Annotated in this window: 11 protein-coding genes; 2 read left to right on the forward strand and 9 right to left on the reverse strand. The window is 63.0% G+C overall.

Annotated features, from left to right (window positions below; all coding sequences use genetic code 11):
* Positions 1-23 precede the first annotated feature (23 nt).
* The 9 genes from pelA to JAO73_RS15985 all read right to left on the reverse strand — a co-directional run bounded on the left by pelA (position 24) and on the right by JAO73_RS15985 (position 16,361).
* Positions 24-1,151 (reverse strand): pectate lyase, encoded by a 1,128-nt coding sequence (gene pelA, locus JAO73_RS15945; RefSeq protein WP_198978144.1) that lies wholly within the window; start codon positions 1,149-1,151, stop codon positions 24-26.
* Positions 1,152-1,219: 68 nt separating this feature from the next.
* Positions 1,220-3,121, reverse strand: coding sequence for a RagB/SusD family nutrient uptake outer membrane protein (locus JAO73_RS15950; protein WP_198978145.1), 1,902 nt, complete (start codon positions 3,119-3,121; stop codon positions 1,220-1,222).
* A 27-nt stretch (positions 3,122-3,148) separates the two neighbouring features.
* Positions 3,149-6,436, reverse strand: coding sequence for a SusC/RagA family TonB-linked outer membrane protein (locus tag JAO73_RS15955; RefSeq protein WP_198978146.1), 3,288 nt, complete (start codon positions 6,434-6,436; stop codon positions 3,149-3,151).
* A 38-nt stretch (positions 6,437-6,474) separates the two neighbouring features.
* A complete protein-coding gene (gene kduI / locus JAO73_RS15960; RefSeq protein ID WP_198976350.1) occupies positions 6,475-7,305 on the reverse strand; it encodes a 5-dehydro-4-deoxy-D-glucuronate isomerase in 831 nt (276 codons plus the stop codon).
* An 87-nt stretch (positions 7,306-7,392) separates the two neighbouring features.
* Positions 7,393-8,163, reverse strand: coding sequence for an SDR family oxidoreductase (locus JAO73_RS15965; protein ID WP_198978147.1), 771 nt, complete (start codon positions 8,161-8,163; stop codon positions 7,393-7,395).
* A gap of 503 nt (positions 8,164-8,666) precedes the next feature.
* The gene (locus JAO73_RS15970; RefSeq protein ID WP_198978148.1) at positions 8,667-9,623 is read right to left on the reverse strand and encodes a pectinesterase family protein; all 957 of its coding nucleotides are present in this window, start codon (positions 9,621-9,623) and stop codon (positions 8,667-8,669) included.
* 351 nt (positions 9,624-9,974) lie between these two features.
* Entirely contained in the window at positions 9,975-11,666 is a 1,692-nt protein-coding gene (locus JAO73_RS15975) for a sodium/sugar symporter (protein ID WP_198978149.1), read from the reverse strand.
* Positions 11,667-11,919: 253 nt separating this feature from the next.
* Positions 11,920-13,848, reverse strand: coding sequence for a glycoside hydrolase family 88/105 protein (locus JAO73_RS15980; protein WP_198978150.1), 1,929 nt, complete (start codon positions 13,846-13,848; stop codon positions 11,920-11,922).
* A gap of 149 nt (positions 13,849-13,997) precedes the next feature.
* Positions 13,998-16,361 (reverse strand): glycosyl hydrolase family 28 protein, encoded by a 2,364-nt coding sequence (locus JAO73_RS15985; protein ID WP_198978151.1) that lies wholly within the window; start codon positions 16,359-16,361, stop codon positions 13,998-14,000.
* Positions 16,362-16,763: 402 nt separating this feature from the next.
* On the opposite strand from JAO73_RS15985, the gene JAO73_RS15990 reads away from it, so the two are divergent.
* On the forward strand, positions 16,764-17,777 hold the full coding sequence (locus JAO73_RS15990; RefSeq protein ID WP_198978152.1) for a T9SS type A sorting domain-containing protein: 1,014 nt from the start codon (positions 16,764-16,766) through the stop codon (positions 17,775-17,777).
* A 271-nt stretch (positions 17,778-18,048) separates the two neighbouring features.
* Positions 18,049-21,387 (forward strand): pectinesterase family protein, encoded by a 3,339-nt coding sequence (locus JAO73_RS15995; protein ID WP_198978153.1) that lies wholly within the window; start codon positions 18,049-18,051, stop codon positions 21,385-21,387.
* The last annotated feature ends 84 nt before the right edge of the window (positions 21,388-21,471 follow it).

Consider the following 21,471-nt stretch of genomic DNA (forward strand, 5'->3'; position numbering starts at 1 on the left):
CGTAACGAAGCTAGAGCTGCCCCTTAGGGCTTCTCTCCCGTACTCACCCGTTTCTGCCAAGCGGGATAATCCTTTTCGAGGAGCTTGGCGGGCCAGGTGCCGGCGTAGAGGTAGCCGGCGCGCCGCTCATTTTCAATCTCGCTGAGCTGGTAGTGCACTTTGCTGTCGCGCCCTACGTAAATCGGGCGGTCGGTATCGAGTTCGTAAAAGCGGGCCCAAAGGGTGGCGCCGGCCTCGGGCACTATCACCCGGTCGCGGCCGGTCGGCTCGCCGGGGGCCGCTATCTCCTTCATGGTGTAGCCGGTCAGCTTCACTTTCTGAAACCAGGCCACCGCGCTTTCGATGGCTTTGCGCACGGCCGGCGAAGGCTTCTCCACGCCCATCAGAAACCGCACGATTTCCACCGACTCGTCGCCGCTCAGCGAGGCTAGTTCGAAAGCGCGGGCTTTGGCCGGCTGCAGGGTCTTCTCGTCGTACTGCGCGCACCAGGCCGTGGGCTGGCCCTGGCGCACGTACTGCGTTTTCAGAATGCAGTCGATACCGCGCTCCACGGCGGCCTTGGCCTGGGGCACCAGCGCCGCGTCGAGGCCGTTGTACGGGGCCTTTTGCTGCCCTACTTCGCGCAGCACCTGCAGCACGCGCACCATGGCGTTGTCATTGTAGGTAATCTGGTGGCGGTAGTTGCTGAAATCGGGGTAGTACTGCGGAAAGCCGCCGTTGGCGTACTGCATTTTCAGCAGGTAGCGAATGCCGTTTTCGGCGCCCTGGCGGTAAGCCGGGTTGTTGGTTTTCTGGTAGGCTTGGGCCAGGTAAATGATTTCGCGCGAGGTCGCGTTGTTATCAATCGTGGCGTCGTTGCGGTCTTTGTCGGCCAGCGTGCGGGTGCGGTCGGCAGCGCTCATGGCGTGCTTGTAGTCCACCTTGGCGCTGCCCACGGCTTTGGGCCAGCCGCCCACGGCGCGTTGGTACACCAGTATTTTTTCGGCCGTGCTATCCTGCAGCGCGGCCTGGGGCTGCGCCACGGGGTTGGCCGTGGTGGCGGGGTCGGCGCCGGGAGTGCTCACGGTCTCGGCGGTGAGCGTTTGGCGGGCGCACGAGGTGCCCACGGCCGTAACCGCCAGCCCGCTAAAAAGCAGCAATAATCGAAGCATGGTGTAGCCGGAGAGGGAATTTTCCCGGCGGCGGGCCCGGACGTTTCCGTTCCCGCCGCCGAGGATGCTTAGTAGCCGAAGTTTTGCTTCAGGGCCGGGTCGGCGCTGATGGTGGCCTGCGGGATGGGCAGCAGCTCCTTGCCTTTGTTGGGCTGGTACTCAGCCGCCAAACCCGAGCCAACGCTGGTCACGCTGGTGGTGGCGCCGGGCAGCGTGTACACCGTGCCCGAGGGCTTGGTGTTGGCCACGTAGCTCGCGTCGATGGCCTGGCGCCAGTTCACGCGGGTGGTGCCGGCCGGGGCCGTGTTGGGCGTGGGCGAAGGCCGGTAGAACGAGCGCACCCACTGAATGGGCTGCACTGCCAGCGAGGGGCCGGTGGGCGTGCGGTAGTACTGGTACAGGGGCACGTTCTGGTAGGGCGGCAGGCCCTGGGCCATTTTCTCGATGTTGGTCTTTACTTCGGCAATTTTGGTCTCGAACAGGTTCCAGCGCAGCAGGTCGTACTTGCGGATGCCTTCGCCGCCGAACTCGATGTACCGCTCGTTCACGATGGCGTTGAAGAAGCTGGCCTTGCTGGCCAAGCTGAAGCCGGCCTGCGCCAGCGTGGAAGTGGCCAGGGCGCGGTTGCCGCCAAAGCCGCGGGTACGCACTTCCATAAAGGCGTCTTGAGCAGCCTGGGTGGGAGTGCTATTGAGCTCGTTGTCGGCCTCAGCAAACATGAGCAGCACGTCGGCGAAGCGGATGATGGGCCAGTTGTAGTCGAGGTAGTTCACCGAGCCCGTCACGGGCGGGATGTGCCAGTCGCGGCGCCATTTGCCATCGGTGGCCGAGTTCAGGGCCACGCCAATCTGGAAGGTGCCGGTGCTGGCAATGCCGTAGGTGGTGATGGTTACGTCGCGGCGCGTGTCGGTCGAATCGAACGCGTAGAAGTAGGGCGGCGCGATGGTGACGGCGCCCTGCGTCGAGCCGTAGATGCTGGATGGGTTTTGCAGGCGCGGGCCGTTGTAGTAGCCCAGCTTGCTGCCCGAAGCGCCCGTGGCCGTGCCCATGCCCACCTGGAACATGATTTCGTTCGACGACTCATTGCGCAGTTCGTTCATGCTTTTGAACACCTCCAGGAAGCTCGGGTTCAGGTTGTGCTCCAGGCGGGCCGTGGGGGTCATCAGCTCCTGGCACTCCTGGCGGGCAATGCGGTAGTAGTCGAGGTAGTCGGCCGGGCGCGTCATCTGGTTGCCCTGCAGCGAGTAGCCGCCGCGGTAGAGGGCAATGCGGGCGCGCAGCGCCTTGGCAGCGCCTTTGGTGATGCGCTCGTTGGCCGCACCGGCCTGCGAGCGCCAGGGCAGCAGGTTTTCGGCCACCAGCAGGTCGTCCACCAGTTGTTTCAGGGTGGCGTTGCTGTTGGAATTGGGCAGGTTGAAATCCTGGCCCGACACGGCCGGCGTGAACTGCACGGGCACGTTTCCCCAGTTGCGCACCAGCTCGAACAGGTACTGGGCGCGCAGGGTGAGGGCTTCGCCGTGCAGGCGCTTCAGGGCGGCGATGTCGGTGGCGCTGCCGCCGGTGTAGAGCGCCATTTTCGGAATCTGGTCGATGCAGATGTTGGAGCGCTCCACGCCCTGGTACAGCTGGTTCCAGGGGTTGTTGATTTCGGTGTTGTTGGGCAGCGCCGTGTAGCGAGCAATGCTGCGGCGGGCGCCGTCGGCGGCCCCGGCCGAGCCAATCAGCTCGTCCGAATCCAGCGGGTAGTACATGCTGATGCGCGTGCCGTAGCCGTTGTCGCCCGACAGCGGGTCGTAGGCGCCAATGACGGCCGCCGTGGCACCGCTCACGCTGCTGAACGTGTACTCGGTGGTGTTCAGCGCCAGGGGCTCCACTTCGAGGTAGTCTTTGCACGAAGACAGCAGCCCGCCAGCACCGGCCAGGACCACCGCGGCCAGTGCAACCCGGCCAAAAGAATGAAACGATTTCATATAGTTGAGGCGAAAAACGGGTGGGAATTAAAGCGACAGGTTCACGCCGAAGAGCAAGGCGCGGCTGCGGGGGTAGGCGGCGTAGTCCACGCCCGGCGTGAGCGGGGTGGCGCGGCGGGTGTTCACCTCCGGGTCGTAGCCCGTGTATTTGGTGAAGGTGTACACGTTGTTGGCCGTGAGGTAGAAGCGCAGGCTCTGAATCTTGGCGCGGCCGGTCAGTGCCTTGGGCAGGGTGTAGCCCACGGTGATGTTGTTCACGCGCAGGAACGAGCCGTCTTCCACGGCCCAGGAGTGGAACACCAGGTTGCGGGTGGGCGTCCAGATGTTGGCGTTCTGGTTCACTTCGTTCAGGCGGGCAATGGTGGTGATGGGCGAGCCGTCGGCCTCGATGATGCGGTAGCGGTTGCCCATGATGCCCAGCACGTTGTTGAAGGCCGTGTTGGCGGTGTTCGAGGTGAACTCAATCTTGTTGGCGTTGTACACGTCGTTGCCCAGCACGAAGTTCAGGAACACGCTGGCGTCGAAGCCTTTGAAGGTAAACTGCTGGTTCAGGCCGCCCACCATTTTGGGGTTGGCGTTGCCGATGACCGTTTGGTCGTTGGCGTCAATCTTGCCGTCGCCGTTCAGGTCCTTCAGCTTTAGCAGGCCGGGGCGATAGGCAGTTTCGCCGATGAGGCCCAGGTTGTCCACGAACTTGATGTCGGTGCGGGGCGTCCAGGAGGTGGCAATGCTGCTGGTGCTGGTGGTGGGGGGCACGTAGCCCGAGAAGTCGTTGGCGGTCAGGTAGCCGTCGGTCACGTAGCCGTACATCTCGCCCACGGGCCGGCCCACGCGGGCCAGGTAGTCCTGGGTGAGGGCGGTGCCGCCCCAGCCCGACGTGATGCCGAGGATTTGCTGCTGGTCGCCGCCGAGGCTCTCGATGCGGCCGCGGTTGAACGAGGCGTTGGCCGTGGCCGTCCAGCTGAAGTTTTCGTTGCGGACGATGTTGCCGGTCAGCTGCAATTCGAGGCCTTTGTTCGAGGTCGAGCCCACGTTTTGCAGCTGCGTGGTGTAGCCCAGGAAGGCCGGCACCGGCTTGTTCAGCAGCAGGTCGCTGGTGGTGTTGTAGTACGCATCAGCCGTGAACTGCACGCGGTTGTCGAGCAGGGCCAGGTCGATGCCGATGTTGCGGGTCGTGGTCGATTCCCAGATGAGGTTGGGGTTTGCCAAACCGGTGGCTGCCGAGCCCAGCACCAGGGTGTGGTTCAGCGCATAAGGGGCGCTGCCAGCCTGGAACAGTTGGTTGTAGAGGAAATCGTTGATGCGGTTGTTGCCGGCCTGGCCGTAGCTCAGGCGCAGTTTCAGGTCCGTGATGGTGGGGATGTCCTTGAAGAACTCCTCACGCGAAATGCGCCACGCGGCCGAAGCGCCGGGGAAGAAGCCCAGCTTCTTGCCGGGCGGGAACTTCGACGAGCCATCGACGCGGAAAGTACCCGTGAACAGGTACTTGTCGTCGTAGGAGTAAGTCAGACGACCAAAGCCCGAGAGCTGGCGGTAGTCGGCCGGAATGCTCGTTTGGGGCAGCACGGGCTGGGCCGTCTGGCCGGCCGGAATCACGCCTTGGTTGATGTTGGCCAGCGCCCGCTCGGCCGTGATTTCCAACGGCAGGAAGTTGGTCTGAATGAAAATCTGGTCGGCCCGCTGCTGATAGATTTCTTCGCCCAGCAGCACGCCGCCCGAGTGCTTGCCGCTCTTGAAGCTGTAGTCCAGCACGTTCGAGTTGTTGAGCGTGGCCTGCTTGGTGGCCGTCAGCGTGGCGAAGGGCAGGTTGGAGTAGCCGCCGGCGGGCGAGCGCAGCGTGGGCGAATACCGGCCGTTGAACGTGCCCAGGTTGATGTCGGTGATGTCGAAACCGGCCGTGGTGCGGAACGTCAGGCCTTTCACGATTTCATAAGAAGCGTTGGCGCCGATGTTGATGGTGCGGCGCTTGTCGTTGCGGTACTCGCTGTCGATGGTCACGATGGGGTTCACCAGGCCCGAGAAGTCGGCCACGTCCGAGTCGAACACGGCCGGGTCGGGCACGAAGCCGTCGGGACGGGGCACCAGCAGCGGCTGGTACTGCACGGCGTTGCGCAGGCGCGAGGTAGTGTTCGAACCCGTGGTGGACGTGCCGGCGCCCAAAGTGCCCTGGTCGTTGTAGCGAGCATTCAGGCCGATGCGGAATTTGTCGCTGGCCTTGGTGTCGAAGCGGAAGTTGAGGAGGTTGCGCGAGTAGTCCGAGCCGCGCTGAATGCCCTGCTCGTCGTTGCGGGTGAGGCTGAGCGAGTAGGTGGTGCCCTTGGCGCCGCCAGCCACCGATACGTTGTGCGTCTGCTGGAACGCGTCGCGGCCGAACACCTCGTCCTGCCAGTTCACAAAAGGAGCATTACGGGCGCGCAGCAGCGTGTCGCTGTTGAAATTGGTGCTGCCGTACAGGCTCTTGAACGTGGACAGACCGCCCGAGGTGTTGCCAATCACGCGCGAACGCTCGTACTCGTAATTCAGGAAATCGTCGGGCTTCAGCACGTCCAGGGTCTTGGCAATGCGGCGCACGCCCACGAAGCCGTTGTAGCTCACCACCGTACGGCCTTCGCTGCCCTTCTTGGTGGTGATGATGATAACGCCGTTGGCGCCGCGGGCGCCGTAGATGGCCGTGGCCGACGCATCCTTCAGCACGTCGACCGAGGCAATGTCCTGCGGGGCAATCACGCTCAGCGCGTTTTCAATCTGAATGCCGTCGACCACGTACAGCGGCGAGTTATCCTGCGTGATGGAGCCGCCGCCGCGCACGCGCACCTGCACGTTGAGGTTGCCGGGGGTGCCTTCGGCGCTGGTCAGCTGCACGCCGGCCAGGCGGCCGGTCAGGGCTTCCGCGGCCGAGTTTACGGGCACGTCCTTGATTTGCTGCGCGCTCACCGACGACACCGAGCCGGTGACGTCGCGGCGCTGCACCTCCTGGTAACCAATCACCACCACGTCTTCGAGCTGCTTGCTATCGGCAGCCAGCGTTACGTTGATGGTGGTTTGGTCACCCACGGTTACTTCTTTCGAGGTGTAACCCACAAAGCTGAACCGCAGCTTGGCCGTGGCGGCGCTGGCGGCAGGAAGCGTGAGGCTGTAGTCGCCGTTTACGCCCGTAGAGGCGCCATTGGTGGTGCCTTCCACGAGCACGGTCACGCCCGGGAGGGCTTCGCCCTCTGCCGACTTCACGACGCCCTGCACTTGGCGGCTTTGGGCCATGGCAAGCCCGATGCTCCCGAAGAACAGGAGCCAGACCAGGAGAAAATGTTTTTTCATGAGTGAAAAAATTGGGGTGGGAGTTTTTTAAAAGCTTGCTAGCGCAGTGCGTCGAGGGGCACGGCGTCCATGTCGGTGTATTCGCGGTTTTCGCCGGCCATGCCCCAGACGAAGGCGTAGTGGCTCGAGCCGCAGCCGGTGTGGATGGACCACGGCGGCGAGAGAATGGCCTGCTCGGTGCTCACCCACAGCGGGCGGGTTTCGGTGGGCTCGCCCAGCAGGTGCAGCACGCGCTGGCCTTGGGGCAGGTTGAAGTAGAGGTAGGCCTCCATCCGGCGGTCGTGGGTGTGGCTCGGCATCGTGTTCCACACCGAACCCACCTTGAGTTGCGTGAGGCCCATCACCAACTGGCAGCTTTGGATGCCTTCCTGGTAGATGTATTTGTAGATGGTGCGCTCGTTGGCCGTTTCCCGGGCGCCCATTTCCACGGGCGTGGCCTCGGCCTGGGTGCGGCGCGCGGTGGGGTGCGCCGCGTGGGCCGGGGCCGAGAGCAGGTAAAACTTGGCCGGCTCGGCCGCGTCCGCGCTGGCAAACGCCACTTCTTTCGCGCCCAGGCCCACGTAGAGGCAGTCCTGGTGGCCCAGCTCGTACACCGTGCCGTCCACCGTGATGGTGCCGGCACCGCCCACGTTCAGGGCGCCCAGTTCGCGGCGCTCCAAGAAGAAGTTGGCCTTGAGCGACTCGGGGCAGGGCAGCGTGAGCGCCGCGCCGGTGGGCTGGGCCCCGCCCACTATCAGGCGGTCGTAGTGCGTGTAGGTCAGCTCGATGGCGCCGGCCGTGAAGATGTTCTCAATCAGAAAGTGCTCGCGCAGGCCGCTCGTGTTCAGGGCAGCGGTTTCGCGGGGGCCGATGGCAAAGCGTTGGGTCATATTTCAGTGAGCAGTGAGCCGTGAGTAGTGAACAGTTTTTCAGAAGACAATCAAGCAAAATTGCTCGCTGATAACCGTTAACTGATGTTACCGCCCCATCCAGCCGCCGTCGACGGTGAGGATGGTGCCGTGCACGTAGTCGCTGGCCGCCGAGGCCAGGAACACGGCCGGGCCGGCGTAGTCGGTGGGCAGGGCCCAGCGGCCGGCCGGGATGCGGGCGAGGATGGCAGCGCTGCGCTCTTCGTCCTGGCGCAGGGCGGCGGTGTTGTCGGTGGCCACGTAGCCGGGCGCGATGGCGTTCACGTTCACGCCGCGGCCGGCCCACTCGTTGGCCAGGGCCTTCACCAGGCTGCCCACACCGCCCTTGCTGGCGGCGTAGCTCGGCACGTTGATGCCGCCCTGAAAGGTGAGCAGCGAGGCCGTGAAGACGATTTTGCCCGAGCCGTTGTGCAGCATCTGGCCGCCGATGGCGCGGGCCAGGCGGAAGGGCGCGTCGAGGTTGATGCTCAGCACGGCGTCCCAGTCCTCGTCGGAGTGCTCGGCGGCCGGCGCGCGGCGGATGATGCCGGCGTTGTTGAACAGGATGTCGATAACCGGAAAATCAGCCTGTACCTGCTTGATGAAGGCCTGCAGCTCTTCCAGCTTGCCGAAATCGGCCTGGTAGCCTTTGTATTCGCGGCCCAGGGCCTGCACGGCCAGCTCCGTTTCGCCGCCCTTGGGCATGTGAATGGACACGCCGATGATGTCGGCGCCAGCCTCGGCCAGGCCCAGGGCAATGGCTTGTCCGATACCACGGTCGCAGCCCGTCACGAGGGCACGCTTACCAGCCAAGCTAAACGCAGAAGAGAATGCAGTCATACAAAAGGGACAATGCGGAGAAGAATGAAAGAGGAGTTTGGATGGTTTTCGGCGGTTGGCGCCGGTCCTGCTTCATAAATATTTCATGGCAAGCAGGCCAAAAGCAAGAGTTGGACAATCTATTTTTGTGCAATCGTTGCCGGGAACGATGCCATACCGGTACCGGCCTCCCACATCCTGCCTAAAAACGCGCGTAAAGCCGCAAAATCAGCCACTCCTGCCCTAGCGCAGCACCAGTCCGTTTTGATAATCAAAATTGAACTTTATCAATAAAACCGCCGCTGTCTATTTCCTGACTATTTGCTACCCGGGGCTGGCTCTGCTTCCTTTTCCTACTGTGCCGCGGTGCGCGTCCCGCGTCCACACGGGCTCGGCCCTGGTAGTGGTGTAGCCCGCCCAACTCCGCCTTTAGAAGGCAGCCAGTGGGTGAGGCCGTACGCAACAGGCCCCGCTGACGCGCCGGAGCGCACCAACGGGGCCTGTTGTGAAACAACGGAGGGCGGCTACTCGCCGGCCAGCGGGTTCCAGTTGCCCAGCACGGCTTCGCGGGTGTAGAAGGCGGCCTGCTGGGGCGTGAGCTGGCGGCTCCACAGGATGCGGGCCTTGGGGGCCGCGCCTTCGCCGGTCGATTTGTACTCGGCAAAAAAGGCGTCCTGCTTGTTGCTTTCCTTGCCCCAGTGGTCCCAGCCTTTGGGCTTGATGATGTTGCTCAGCTCGCAGTTGAGCAGCACGGTTTTGCCAAAGGGCTTCCAGGGGCGGGCGATGAAGTAGGACTGGGGCGGCGCTTCGCCGCCAATCTTGCAGCGCTGCAGCACGATGCCGTAGCGGATGCTATCCGGGGTGGAGGCGGCGATGATGACCGTGCCACCCGTTTTGCAAAACAGCGTGCATTCCTCGAAGTACGCCGTGGCCGAGCCCAGAATGTAGTCGGTGGTGCCCTCGATGTAGCAGTTTTTGTAGTACTGGCGGCTGCCGTAGCCGTACACGTACAGCGTGTCGCGGAAGCCCAGGAAGCGGCAGTTTACGAACTTGGCGCGGTCGCCATACACCCACATGGCGGGGCCCTGGCCCACGGTGCCGGCGGTGTTTTCGAAGGTGATGTTTTCGGCCGAAAAGTCGTTGCCGAACACCCGGAACGTGGAGGCTTCCGACGTGCCCAGGGGCTCGCCGTTGGCGGGGGTGCGGCCGTTGTAGTCGTCGTAGGTGAGGATGGTGGTGTTCAGGTCTTCCCCCATCAGCTTCACAAAAGTCTGCTTCTTGGCCAGGTTCAGCTTTTCCTTGTAGATGCCCTTGCGGATGAAGATGATGATGGGCGTTTTGTTGTTGAGCGGCACGGCGTCGAGGGCGGCCTGCACGGTGCGGAAATTGCCGGAGCCGTCTTGCGCCACCACCACGGTTTTGGTTTGGGCCAGGCCGGCAAAACTGGTCAGCAACAGCAGAAATAGTAGAACTTTGGACATGAGGGATGGGTGGGGGTGGAGAGAAACAAACCCGAAGCAGGTAGCCGCAGTGGGTAACGCGAATTTAGGTTGACATTATCAACCAGTCCTAATTAATAATAGCCCAATTACCCTCTTTTACACTTTTACTACAAAATAAACCAATTTAGCTTCGGTCAATACCGCTTTTCCGACGCTTCACACACGGCTGTTTTGCCCAAGGCACACGGCAGCATTACCACCAAAAGCATTTTGGATTTTCACTTTGGCGTCCGACGTGTTTGCCGCTAGCTTGGTGCAACCCGAAAACGAAGTGGCCCGCCGGCGTTTGCCAGCGGGCCACTTCGGTAGTGCATGCGGCGTTCCCCTCCCCTACCAGTAAATGGTGTAGAGCGTGGTGAGGATGGCCACGATGGCTATGGCGCCGATGGCAAAGCCGGGCGTGGTTTTGAACATGCTGCGGTCCACTTCCAGGCCGTTGGTTTTCACGCCGCGGCTGGTTTCAAACAGGCTGATGAGCACCATCATGACCACGCAGATGACGAACACGAAGCCCATGCGGTCAAGGAACGGAATTTCGTACACGCCATCGGCATTCGGCACGGCGAAGCCCAGCGGCGCCAGGAATTTCAGGTCCACGTAATTCGGCAGGAACTTGAACATTACCGACAGCAGGAAGCCGCCCACGGTGGCAAACAGGGCCGCCGTGGAGGTGGTGCGCTTCCAGAAGAAGCCCAGGATGAACATGGCGAAGATGCCCGGCGACACAAAGCCGGTGTACTCCTGAATGTACTGGAAGCCGCCCTTCTTGTCGATGCCCAGGTGCGGCGCAATCAGCACGCCCAGCACCATGGCCACCACCACGGTGATTTTGCCCACGTTCACCAGCTTCTTTTCCGACGCTTCGGGGTTGATGACCTTCTTGTACACGTCGAGCGTGAAGATGGTGGCAATGGAGTTGGCTTTGCCGGCCAGCGAAGCCACCACGGCAGCCGTGAGGGCGGCGAAGGACAGGCCTTTCAAGCCCACGGGCAGAATGTTGAGCAGCACCGGGTAGGCGCGGTCGGGGTTGAGGTCGGCACCGGCGCCAAACTCGGCGGCGCCAAACACGTCCTGCTTGTAGAGCACGTAGGCGGCAATGCCGGGCAGCACCACAATCACGGGCATGAGCAGCTTGAGGAACGCCGCGAACAGGATGCCGCCGCGGGCCGTGGGCAGGTCGGCGCCCAGCGCGCGCTGGGTGATGTACTGGTTGCAGCCCCAGTAGTTGAGGTTCACAATCCACATGCCGCCGAGCAGCACCGTGAGGCCGGGCAGGTCGATGAAATTGGGGTTGTCCTTCTTGAAAATCATCTGGAAATGGTCGCCGGCGTTCTGCGTCATCAGGTTGAAGCCATTGATGACGCCCGAAGAGCCGTAGTGCTCGGCCACCAGGTTCAGGGCCAGGTAGGTGGTGGCCAGGCCGCCCAGAATGAGGAAGAACACCTGAATCACGTCGGTGAAGCCAATCACCTTCATGCCGCCCAGCGTGATGATGACGGCAAACGCGGCCAGCGCATACAGGCAGAAATCAAGGTTGAGGCCGGCAATGCTGCTGATGGCAATGGCGCCGAGGTATAGAATCGACGTCAGGTTGACCACCACGTAGAGAGCCAGCCAGAAAATGGCCATAATCATGGCCACCGTGCCGTTGTACCGCTGGTTGAGGAACTGCGGCATGGTGAAAATGTGGTTCTTCAGATACACCGGAATGAAGAACACGGCCACGATGACCAGCGTGATGGCCGCCATCCACTCGTAGGTGGCAATGGCGAGGCCCATCTTGAAGCCCGAACCCGACATGCCCACAAACTGCTCGGCTGAGATGTTGGAGGCGATGAGCGAGGAGCCGATGGCCCACCACGTGAGCGAGCCTTCGGCGAGGAAGTAGTCTTTAGAGTCGCCCTCCAGGGTGCCGTCGTGGCCGGTTTTGCGACGATATACCCAGATGCCGTAGCCGGACACGATGAGGAAGTAGACGAAGAATACGATGTAGTCAATCGTATCGAGGGCGTGCTTGTTCATTGAAAGAAGAGAGGGAATTAGGACGATGCGCGCGCCGACGCTTGCGGGCGCAAGGCTGGCGAAGCTATGGAAAGGTAATGTTGCGGTAAAAAAACGGCTTCTGAAAGGAAAATCTTGGTTTTACTTCCGTAATCGTTCTCGAAACCGATACCGATAGGTGCCGCACGCAAGTGAGGCCCCACTTCCCTGCGCTCCAAAACAAAGCCGGCCGGGAGATTCCCGGCCGGTTTGCCTATGCGTTTTTTTTGCGGCCCTATTTACTCAGCAGCCAGGTGGCCAAATCCTTGCCCGCCTGAAAGTTCTGGAACGACGCCGGAATCTTGCGGCCGTCTACGTACTCGTTGTACAGCCACGGGTCGCCGAGCAGGAATACGCGGCCCTTGCCCAGCGTGGCCGTGGCCATGATGACCTTGCCGTTGTTGGTCACCAGCGGCTTGGCCGGGCTCGTGGGCGCCAGCACCGACAGCTCTTTCACGTAAGCCGTGGCGGCGTGCTTAAACACAGACTTGCCCGAGGTCAAGTCCACTTTGCCCTGCTCGAACTGGCTGCCCTGCACCATGTTCACGCTCTGGTCGGTGAACTGCACGCCGAAGTTTTTGGCCAGTTCGTTGAAGTGCTTGATTTCGCAGTTGGCGGTGTCGTTGGCCAGCAGCACGAGGGTGCCGCCGCCCTTCACCCATTCGGTAATCACCTTGCTGTCGGCGGGCTGCACGTAGTTGGGCTTGGGCGACTCTTTACGGGAGTCCGGGTCGACGATAATGTAAACGCTCAGCGGTTTGAGGCTGGCGGCCGTGGGCGCCGCGGGCACGGCCACCGTTTTGGCGCCCAGCTCGCGGAACTGGTTGCCCCACAGCCAGAAGCCGCCGTGCTGGCGCTCTTCCCAGGTGTAGTGCCACTGCTCCTGCTCGCCCGTCACGGGGCTTTTGCGCACCTCGTGGTTGAAGTAGTAGTCCAGGCCCACGGTTTTGCCCTGGCCGACCTTGTCTTCGGCCGCTATTTCCATCTCGGTGCTGGCCAGGATGAACGGGCCTACGCCTTTGAGGTCGTTTTTGCGTAGCGGCTCGCTCAGGTAATAATCGTAGGAGCCGTCGCGGTACGGCTTGCCGCCCAGGCCGCCCACGCTCACCGTGCCGTTGAAGGCCAGGGCGCCATCGGCCTCGGTGGCCACGAAGGTTTTTAGCAAGCCCTCGTAGCCTTTGCGGGCCACGTCGGCGTACTTTTTATCGAGGTAGCCTTTGCGGGCGCCCTTGGCCAGCGCATACACAAACATGCTGCTGCCCGAGGCCTCGGCGTAGTTGCCTTTGCGGCCTTCCTGCGTCATCACCAGGCTCCAAGTGCCGGTTTTGGGGTCCTGGTACTTGGCCAGCGCGGGCGCCAGGCGCTGCAGGGCTTTGATGAGGGCCGGGCGCTGCGGGTGGTTGGCGGGGAAATAGTCGAGCACGTCGACCAAAGCCATGCTGTACCAGCCAATGCCGCGGTCCCAGAAATTGGGGCTCTGGCCGGTGGTTTTGTTGGCCCAGGCCTGCTCCTTGCTTTCGTCGTAGCCGTGGTAGAGCAGGCCGGTTTTGGCATCGACGAGGTGCTTCTCAATCAGCGCAAACTGCTTGGCCACGTCGTCGAAGCCAGCGGGCTGGTTGAAGACCTGGCTGTATTCGGCGTAGAACGGCTCGGCCATGTACAGGCCGTCGAGCCACATCTGGTTGGTGTAGATTTTCTTGTGCCAGAAGCCGCCCTCCTTGGTGCGCGGCTGACCATCGAGCTGCTTGCGCAAGTACTGCGCGGCCTTAATGTACTTGTCGTTGCCGGGCAACGACACCTGGCCCAGCAGCAGCAGCGCGTGGCCGGTGGTCATGTTGTCGAGGTTGTAGTCTTCCTGCTTGTAGGTCCGGATGCTGCCGTCCTTCTGCACAAACTGGTCGAGGTCCTTCTGAATGTAGGTGAAGTACTTGGCGTCGCCGGTGCGCTGCCACACGCGCTCCAAGGCGCGCATCATCAGGCCCTGCTCGTAGTCCCAGCGGGCAAACTTGTTTTTGCCGATGACGATGGAGTCCGGGTGCCAGCCGATGAAGGCATCGGCCATGCGCTGCGAGTACGGCTTGATGCCAGCCGTTTGGGCGCCGGCGGTTTCGCTGAGCAGCGCCAGTCCCAGCAGCGGCAGGAAAAACGAGGAGTTGAATTTCATAAGGATGGTTTTTATGCAAATGAAACGTCATGCTGAGCGAAGTCGAAGCATCTCTACCGCGTGAGCAATCGGATTTACTGCCGCAGTAGAGATGCTTCGACTTCGCTCAGCATGACGTTCTTTCTCTGTTGTCCGTCAATAGTGTACTGCTAGCGCTGGGCGGTGATGACGGTTTTCTTCGCCACCTTGTCGCCGAGCTGCACGTCCTTTTTGGCCTTTTTGGTGTCGGTGTTGGTCAGGCGGATGTCCTTGCTGCGGTCGCCGGTCACGCGGAGCAGCAGCTCGGCACCGTTGGCGTAGCGAATGCCGTCCAGCGCCAGGTTACGGCTGTTCTGCACTTCCATCACGGGCGCGGTGTCGGTGGAAAGCAGGCTCACGTTTTTCAGGCGAATGTTCTCCGCCTCCTGGCAAACGAGGCCCTTCTTGCTTTCCAGCACGGCGTTCTCAATGCTGATGTCCTTGATGCTCATCTCGGGCAGGCCGCGCACCAGAATGCCGGTGGTGGCGCCCTTGCAAGTCACGTTTTTGATGCGGAAGGTTTTGAACTGCGGGGTGCCTTCGTTCAGCGGCATCGGGGCGATGACGGGCGGCGCGGTGCTTTCGCCGGCCATGGGCACGGGGTCTTTGGCGGCGTAGTACATGTCGAAGAGGATGGCCTCGCCGGCGATGTCGGTCATGTCCACGCCGTCCACGAAGATGTTCTCGACCACGCCGCCGCGGCCGCGGGCCGTTTTGAAGCGCAGGCCCACGTCGGTGCCCATGAAGGTGCAGTTGCTCACGTAGATGTTGCGGGCGCCGCCCGACATTTCGGAGCCAATCACGAAGCCGCCGTGGGCGTGGTACACCTTGGTGTCGCGCACAATGAAGTTTTCGGTGGGCACGCCGCGCTTGCGGCCCTGCTCGTCGCGGCCCGATTTGATGCAAATGCCGTCGTCGCCCACGTCAAAGGTGCAGCCCTCCACCACGCCGTTGCGGCACGATTCCAGGTCCAGGGCGTCGGTGTTCTGGCCGTACCAGGGGTTTTTGGCCGTCACGCCGCGCAGGGTGATGTTTTCGCACAGCAGCGGGTGAATGGTCCAGGCCGGCGAGTTCTGAATGGTGAAACCCTGCAGCAGAATCTGCTTGCAGCGCGTGAGGCTGAGCATGTTGGGCCGCAGGTAGTCGCGCACGTCGTCGAAGTCGGCCGGGTTCAGGCTCTTGCGGGCCTTGCCCTCAGCGGCCAGCAGGTTGCCCTTCATCGACGCCGCCGACGGGTACCACATGTCCTTCTTCTCCGAGAGCACGCCGCCCGAGGCCACCAGCTTCTGCCACTGCGTTTCGTTGAGCTTACTCTTCTTCACGGGGCGCCAGGCGTCGCCGGCCCCGTCGAAGGTGCCGCTGCCGGTGATGGCAATGTTGGTCAGGTCGACGCCCGAAATGGGGGCTTGGCTCCGGATGGCGTCCTCCCCTTCCCAGGTGGTTTTGATGAGCGGGTACTGGCTGCGGTCGGCCGTGAACTGCACCAGCGCGCCTTTGGCCAGGTGCAGGTTCACGTTGTTTTTCAGGGTGATGGGGCCCGTCAGCCACAGGCCGCGGGGCACCAGCACGGTGCCGCCGTTGGCGGTGCAGGCGTCGATGGCTTTGCGGAAGGCTTCCGTGTTGAGGGTTTGGCCGTCGGCCACGGCACCGTACTTGGTCAGGTTGAAGGTATCCTTTTTGAATACCGGCTCCAGCACCACCGGCAGGTCGGCGGCCAGCTTGCCCTCGAACGGCGTGTGGCTGAGGTGGCTGGCCAGCCCGAGGTGCTGGGCCTGCACGTCCTGCGCCACCAGTTGGGCCACGCGGGTGGCGCCGTATTCCGAAAAGTGGGTGTTGTCGTTTTTGGCCGGCGGCACGGGGTTGGGCTGGTAGTAGCCGTTCTGGTAGCTCCAGAACAGCGGGCGCGTGCCCTGCTCGCCCATGGCCGAGTACATGGCCCAGCTTTTCTCGTGCAAGTCAATGAGGGGCACTTTCTGGGCTTTGGCCACCTCGCGCACCACGGCGGGGTATTCGCCGTGGTCGTCCTTGCGCTTGCCGGCGTCGTCGAAGTAGCGCCGGCCCACGGGCGTGAGCAGCACGGGGTTGGCGCCTTTCTGCTTGGCTTCCTGCACAAACTTGGTGAGTAGTTGGCGGTAGAGCGTCTGGGCCGGGGCCGAGCGCACGCTGTCCTCCGCCTTCGAATCGTTGTGGCCGAACTGGATGAACACCCAGTCGCCGGGCTTCAGGCCTTCGAGCACCTTGGCCCAGCGGCCTTCGCGCAGAAAGCTTTTGGTGCTGCGCCCGTTCACGGCCGTGTTGCGGATGACCACCTGGTTATCGAAATACTGCCCAAACTCCATGCCCCAGCCGCGCTCGGGCTTAGAGAGGTCGGGCTTGTCGGACATGGTAGAATCGCCGACCAGGAAAATCTGCGTTTGGGGTTCGGCGGCGGGCCGGAAGCCTACCGTGAGGCCGGTGGCCAGACCGGCCAGCAGCACCGTCAGAGTTGCTTTCATGGAAATTTGAGAAAGGAGATGAGCTCGGCGCAACGGCCCGGAGCGGGGAGTGCGGGCAGGGTTGCCCTAACAATATTAGCCCCGTTCTCAACCGGCAAGGCCCTGCTTTCGGTCGGGAAACCCCTTTTTTTTGCGCAATCGTTGCCGGGAACGTTCTCATGCCCGGCTTCTCCGGCACGTAAGGCCCGGCCGTTAGCTTCTGGCCCTGGTACCCGCCCGCCGTCACCAAAATGCTTCGGTTTCCGGCAACGATTGCGCAATTAAAGTCAACCCAAAGCTTGGGTTTTGCGGTAAGAAGAAGCCAGCTTGCATGAGTAAAGGCTTACTTACGTGCTGTTAGCAAGGCTTTTTGCACTTCTCGCGCTCTAAATTTCATTCTTCACCTTTTCACTTACAATTACAATGAAAAATCATCTACTCTCTGCTCTCCTGCTGCTAGGTGGCTTGGGCCTGGCGGAAACCGCCGCGGCGCAAACCCCGGTATTTGTACAATGGCCGCTGAAGCGCAACGCTTCCGACAGCGCCGCCGTGCGTTCGGCTGGCGTCACGCCCGGCACTCCCGCGTTCCGAAAGCTGACGTTGTCCAACGGCTTGGTGCCCACTGGCGCCGCAGCCTACGCGCCCTATTCCAGCCTCGGCCAAGCCTTTGGCGTGAACGCCGACGGCAGCGGCTGGAGCTCCACGGCGCCCTCTACGGGCCCGGGCGGTTCGCCACGCCGCGTGTTTTATGAGCAGTTCTCGTTCACGGCCACGTCTGCCGTGCAGGTCGATTCGCTCTTGTTCAGCGCCGCGGTGGTGAGCTCGGCAGCCGGCCGGGTGGCGGTGGTGTATTCGCGCAGCAATTTCACCACCGACTCGACCGACGTGAGCGGCGGCAAAGGCCCCTCGGGCGTGCTGGCCAGCACCGCCAACGCCACTTTCGGCGTGAACTCCAGCGGCGTAGCCACCGCCACGGCCAACAACCCCGCCGTGCTGCCGCAGTTCGACCCCACCGTGAACCGCACCTTCCGCCTGGCCCTGAACGGGGCCACGGGCCTGGCCATCCCCTCGGGCCAAACCTTCACCGTGCGCATGTACTTCGGCGCGGCCAGCACCGGCATTGGTCGCTACGTGCTGCTGCGCAACGTGACGCTGAAGAGCAAGCAGGTGGCCCTGGCCGCCCGCACCGCCGTGCAAACCAACCTGAACGTGTACCCCAACCCGGCCCAAAACCAGCTGAGTGTGCCCCACACCGCCGCCAGCCGCGACGCCCGCGTGACGGTGTTTAGCGTGACCGGCGCCAAAGTGGCCAGCGTTGCCGCGCAGCCCGGCACCACCGAAACGGCCGTCGACCTGAGCAGCCTGACCAAAGGCCTGTACCTGGTAGAGTACGCCGACGGCACGCAGCGCAGCAGCGCCCGCATTGTGAAAGAATAACTGGCAGAGAACCAGCTTCAGTGAAAGCGCCCCCGGCTGGTCCGGGGGCGCTTTTTTGTTGGTAATGAGATGCGTGCGGCGTGCGCGGCAGGCCGGCGATGGCTTTGCGAAGACGCTTGTGCGCAGCCCATCCCCGAGCGGGCGCCGGTGCCCGCCTATCGGCATCGTTGCCGGGAACGATTGCACAAATAAAAACGCTGAAATCGGCGCATTTGGCGGGTTTGGGAGCTTAATATTGAGTGAACACCCACTCAACACCAAACCCTTTTCTATGCTACAGCTGTACCGAACTCGCTTTACCTGGCCGCGCCCGGCTGCCCGCTTCTGGGCCCTGCTGGGCTTTTTGCTGCTGGCTTTTAGCTACCAGACATTTGCGTTTGACCTGACCGTGGCCAAGGACGGCACCGGCAACTACACCACCGTGCAGGCCGCCATCGACGCCGCACCCACGGGCCGCACCGCGCCGTTCACCATTTACATCAAAAACGGGCGTTATAAGGAGTTGGTGACCGTGCCGGCCAACAAGCCGTTCATTCAACTGATTGGCGAGAGCGTGGGCAGCACCGTGATTACCTACAACAACTCGGCCGGCACCATTGTGGGCGGCGTGGCACTGGGCACCCAGAACTCGGCCTCGGTGACCATCAACGCCACCGACTTCTCGGCCATGAACCTGACGTTCGAGAACTCGTTTGGCGAGTCGGCCTCCAACGGGCAGGCCGTGGCCATTTTGGTAAACAACGACCGGGCGGCGTTTCGCAACTGCCGTTTCCTGGGCAACCAAGACACCATGTACCTGAAGGGCAACGGCACCCCGCGCCAGTACTTCCTGAACTGCTACGTTGAGGGCAACACCGACTTCATTTTCGGCAGCGCCATCGCCCTGTTTGAGAACTGCAACATCTACGCGAAGAACAAGGCCACGGCCAGCGTTTCCTACATTGCCGTGCCCAACACGCCGGCCGGCCAGGCCTACGGGCTGGTGTTCAAGAACTGCAACGTGACCGGGCACTCGGTAGCCGGCGGCACCACCTACGACCTGGGCCGCCCCTGGCAGGCCAATCCCAAAGCAGCCTTCCTGAACTGCAACCTCAACACGCCGCTCATCTTGGCCGAAGGCTGGTCGCCGACCAGCTCGGCCGGCACGGCCACCATCCGCGACTCGTACTTCGTGGAGTACCAGAACACCCACTTCAACGGCCGGCCCATCAACGTGAGCAGCCGGGTGCTGTCGGGCCAGGCCCTGACGCCCGCGCAGCCGTCGTCGCAGCTCACAGCCGCTGAGGCCGCCACCTACACCAAGGCCAACATCCTGGGCACCTGGGACCCCTGCTCGCTGATTGACTGCGTGACGCCGTTTGTGAAATCGGTGGTGGTGAACAACTTCCGGGGCGTGAAGGGCGCCACCGCGTCGGCCTTCACCTGGAACACCAGCTGGCCCATCAGCGGCGACGTGCTGAGCGTGTACCGCGCCACGGCCACGCCGCCCACGCCCCTCGGCGCCTTCGCCGTGGTGAATTCCCAGACCGAGCCGAACGACACCACGTTCAACTACTCGTATTCTGATGCCGTGCCGGCCTCGGGCAGCCTCTACAAATACTTTGTGCGCGGCAGCAACGCCGTACGCCAGATTTCGTCGGACACCGTGACCATCAGCAGCGCCCCCACCATCGTGACGACGGGCGCGTTGGGCAACTTCACCCAGCAGCTGGGCACGGGCTCGCCGGCCCAGAGCATCAGCGTGTCGGGCACCGATTTGACCAGCGCCGTGACCGTGACGGCTTCGGCCAACTACCAGGTGTCGCTCACTTCGGGCGGCACGTTTGCCAGCAGCGTGACCCTCACGCCCACCGCCGGCACCCTGGCCAGCACGCCGGTGTACATTCGCCTGAATGCTACCACGGCCGGCCCCTACACCGGCACCGTGACCCTGACCAGCACCAACGCCACCAACGTGGTGGTGAGCCTGAACGGCACCGCCATTGTGGCGCCCACCATCACCTCGAACGTGGTGCAGTGGTGGCCGCTGCGCGTGAACAACTCCGATAGCGTGCAGGTGCGCAGCAGCCGCCTCACGGCCACCACGCCCACCTTGCGCCGCCTGTACCTGTCGAACGGCACGACGCTGGCCACCATCCCGGCTTACTCGAACCAGTTCGGCCAGGCCTTCGGCGCCAGCGCGACCGGCGACGGGCAGTGGAGCACCGCCGCCGGCGGACCCGGCGGCACCCTCAGCCGCCTCTACTACGAGCAATTCACGGTGAGCGTGGCGGCAGGTGCCCCCACCATGCGCATCGACTCGGTGTTGTTCAACTCGGCGTTTTATAACACCAGCTCCAACACCAAAATGGCCATTGTGTACTCGCTGAACGGTTTCAGCTCGCCAGCCGACTCCACGGAGATTACGGGAGTGAGCGGCCCGGGCGGCGCGCAGCCGCTCACGGCCAGCGGCAGCTTCAATAGCTCGTTTCCGCTGCTGAACCAGACTTCCGGCAACACCAACCTCTACCGCGTGGCCCTCAAAGGCCCCAGCACGGCCAACCCCAGCGGCGGCGTGACCGTGGCCGCCGGCCAAACCCTGACCGTGCGCTTGTACTACGCCTGCGGCAGCACCGGCGTCCCGCGCTACGCCCTGCTCAAAAACCTGCGCTTCAAAGGCGACGTGGCCCCGCTGCCGGTGACGGTGCTGGAGCAATGGCCCCTGCGCGTGAACAACACCGACAGCGCCCAAGTGCGCAGCAGCCGCATCGTGGCCACCACGCCCACGCTGCGCCGCCTGTACTTGTCGAACGGCACGACGCTGGCCACCATCCCGGCCTATTCGAACCAGTTCGGCCAGGCCTTCGGCGCCAGCGCGGCCGGCGACGGGCAGTGGAGCACCGCCGCCGGCGGACCCGGCGGCACCCTCAGCCGCATTTACTACGAGCAGTTCACGCTGGCCGTAGCCCCCAGCTCAGCGGTGCGCGTCGATACCCTGCTGTTCAATGCGGCGTTTTACAACACCAGCTCCAACACCAAAATGGCGGTGGTGTACTCGCTCAACGGCTTTGGCTCGCCGGCCGACTCTACGGAAATCGTGGCCGCCTACGGCCCCGGCGGCCTCCAGGCGCTCAGCGCCAGCGGTAATTTCAACAACTCGTTTCCGCTGCTGAACCAGACGGCCGGCAACCCCAACACCTACCGTGTGGTGCTGCGCAACGGCGGCGTGAGCCTGGCTGGCGGCCAAACGCTGAGCGTGCGCCTATACTTCGCTTGCGGCAGCACCGGCGTTCCGCGCTACGCCCTGCTCAAAAACGTGCGTTTCAAGGGCACGGCCGGAGTCGTGACGGGCACCACGCCGGCCCAACGGCTGAGCGCCCAGCTTCAACTGTTCCCCAACCCGGCTTCGGGCTCGTTCTGGGTGCAGCTGCCGGCACTGGGCAGCAAAGCAGCTGTATCGGCGGCCCTCATCAACACCCTGGGCCAGACGGTGCGGACCCAGCAATTGAAAACTGCAGCCGGCCAGCCCATCGAAGCCGAGGTTGACGTGCGCGGCCTGGCGGCCGGCGTCTACACCTTGCGCCTGAATGTGGGTGGTACGCCCGTAACGCGCAAAGTGGTGGTGGAGTAATCCATCCGTCACGCTCAACAAAAAAGCTCCGGCCAATGTGGCCGGAGCTTTTTTGTTTGGGGTTGAGTCTGATTTTCAGCCCGC

The organism is Hymenobacter miniatus, from assembly GCF_016427455.1.
GTDB lineage: Bacteria > Bacteroidota > Bacteroidia > Cytophagales > Hymenobacteraceae > Hymenobacter > Hymenobacter armeniacus.

Bases quoted from the DNA above. Each gene is read 5' to 3' on its own strand.
- pelA (WP_198978144.1), bottom strand. From the start codon at position 1,151: ATGCTTCGATTATTGCTGCTTTTTAGCGGGCTGGCGGTTACGGCCGTG.
- JAO73_RS15950 (WP_198978145.1), bottom strand. From the start codon at position 3,121: ATGAAATCGTTTCATTCTTTTGGCCGGGTTGCACTGGCCGCGGTGGTC.
- JAO73_RS15955 (WP_198978146.1), bottom strand. From the start codon at position 6,436: ATGAAAAAACATTTTCTCCTGGTCTGGCTCCTGTTCTTCGGGAGCATC.
- kduI (WP_198976350.1), bottom strand. From the start codon at position 7,305: ATGACCCAACGCTTTGCCATCGGCCCCCGCGAAACCGCTGCCCTGAAC.
- JAO73_RS15965 (WP_198978147.1), bottom strand. From the start codon at position 8,163: ATGACTGCATTCTCTTCTGCGTTTAGCTTGGCTGGTAAGCGTGCCCTC.
- JAO73_RS15970 (WP_198978148.1), bottom strand. From the start codon at position 9,623: ATGTCCAAAGTTCTACTATTTCTGCTGTTGCTGACCAGTTTTGCCGGC.
- JAO73_RS15975 (WP_198978149.1), bottom strand. From the start codon at position 11,666: ATGAACAAGCACGCCCTCGATACGATTGACTACATCGTATTCTTCGTC.
- JAO73_RS15980 (WP_198978150.1), bottom strand. From the start codon at position 13,848: ATGAAATTCAACTCCTCGTTTTTCCTGCCGCTGCTGGGACTGGCGCTG.
- JAO73_RS15985 (WP_198978151.1), bottom strand. From the start codon at position 16,361: ATGAAAGCAACTCTGACGGTGCTGCTGGCCGGTCTGGCCACCGGCCTC.
- JAO73_RS15990 (WP_198978152.1), top strand. From the start codon at position 16,764: ATGAAAAATCATCTACTCTCTGCTCTCCTGCTGCTAGGTGGCTTGGGC.
- JAO73_RS15995 (WP_198978153.1), top strand. From the start codon at position 18,049: ATGCTACAGCTGTACCGAACTCGCTTTACCTGGCCGCGCCCGGCTGCC.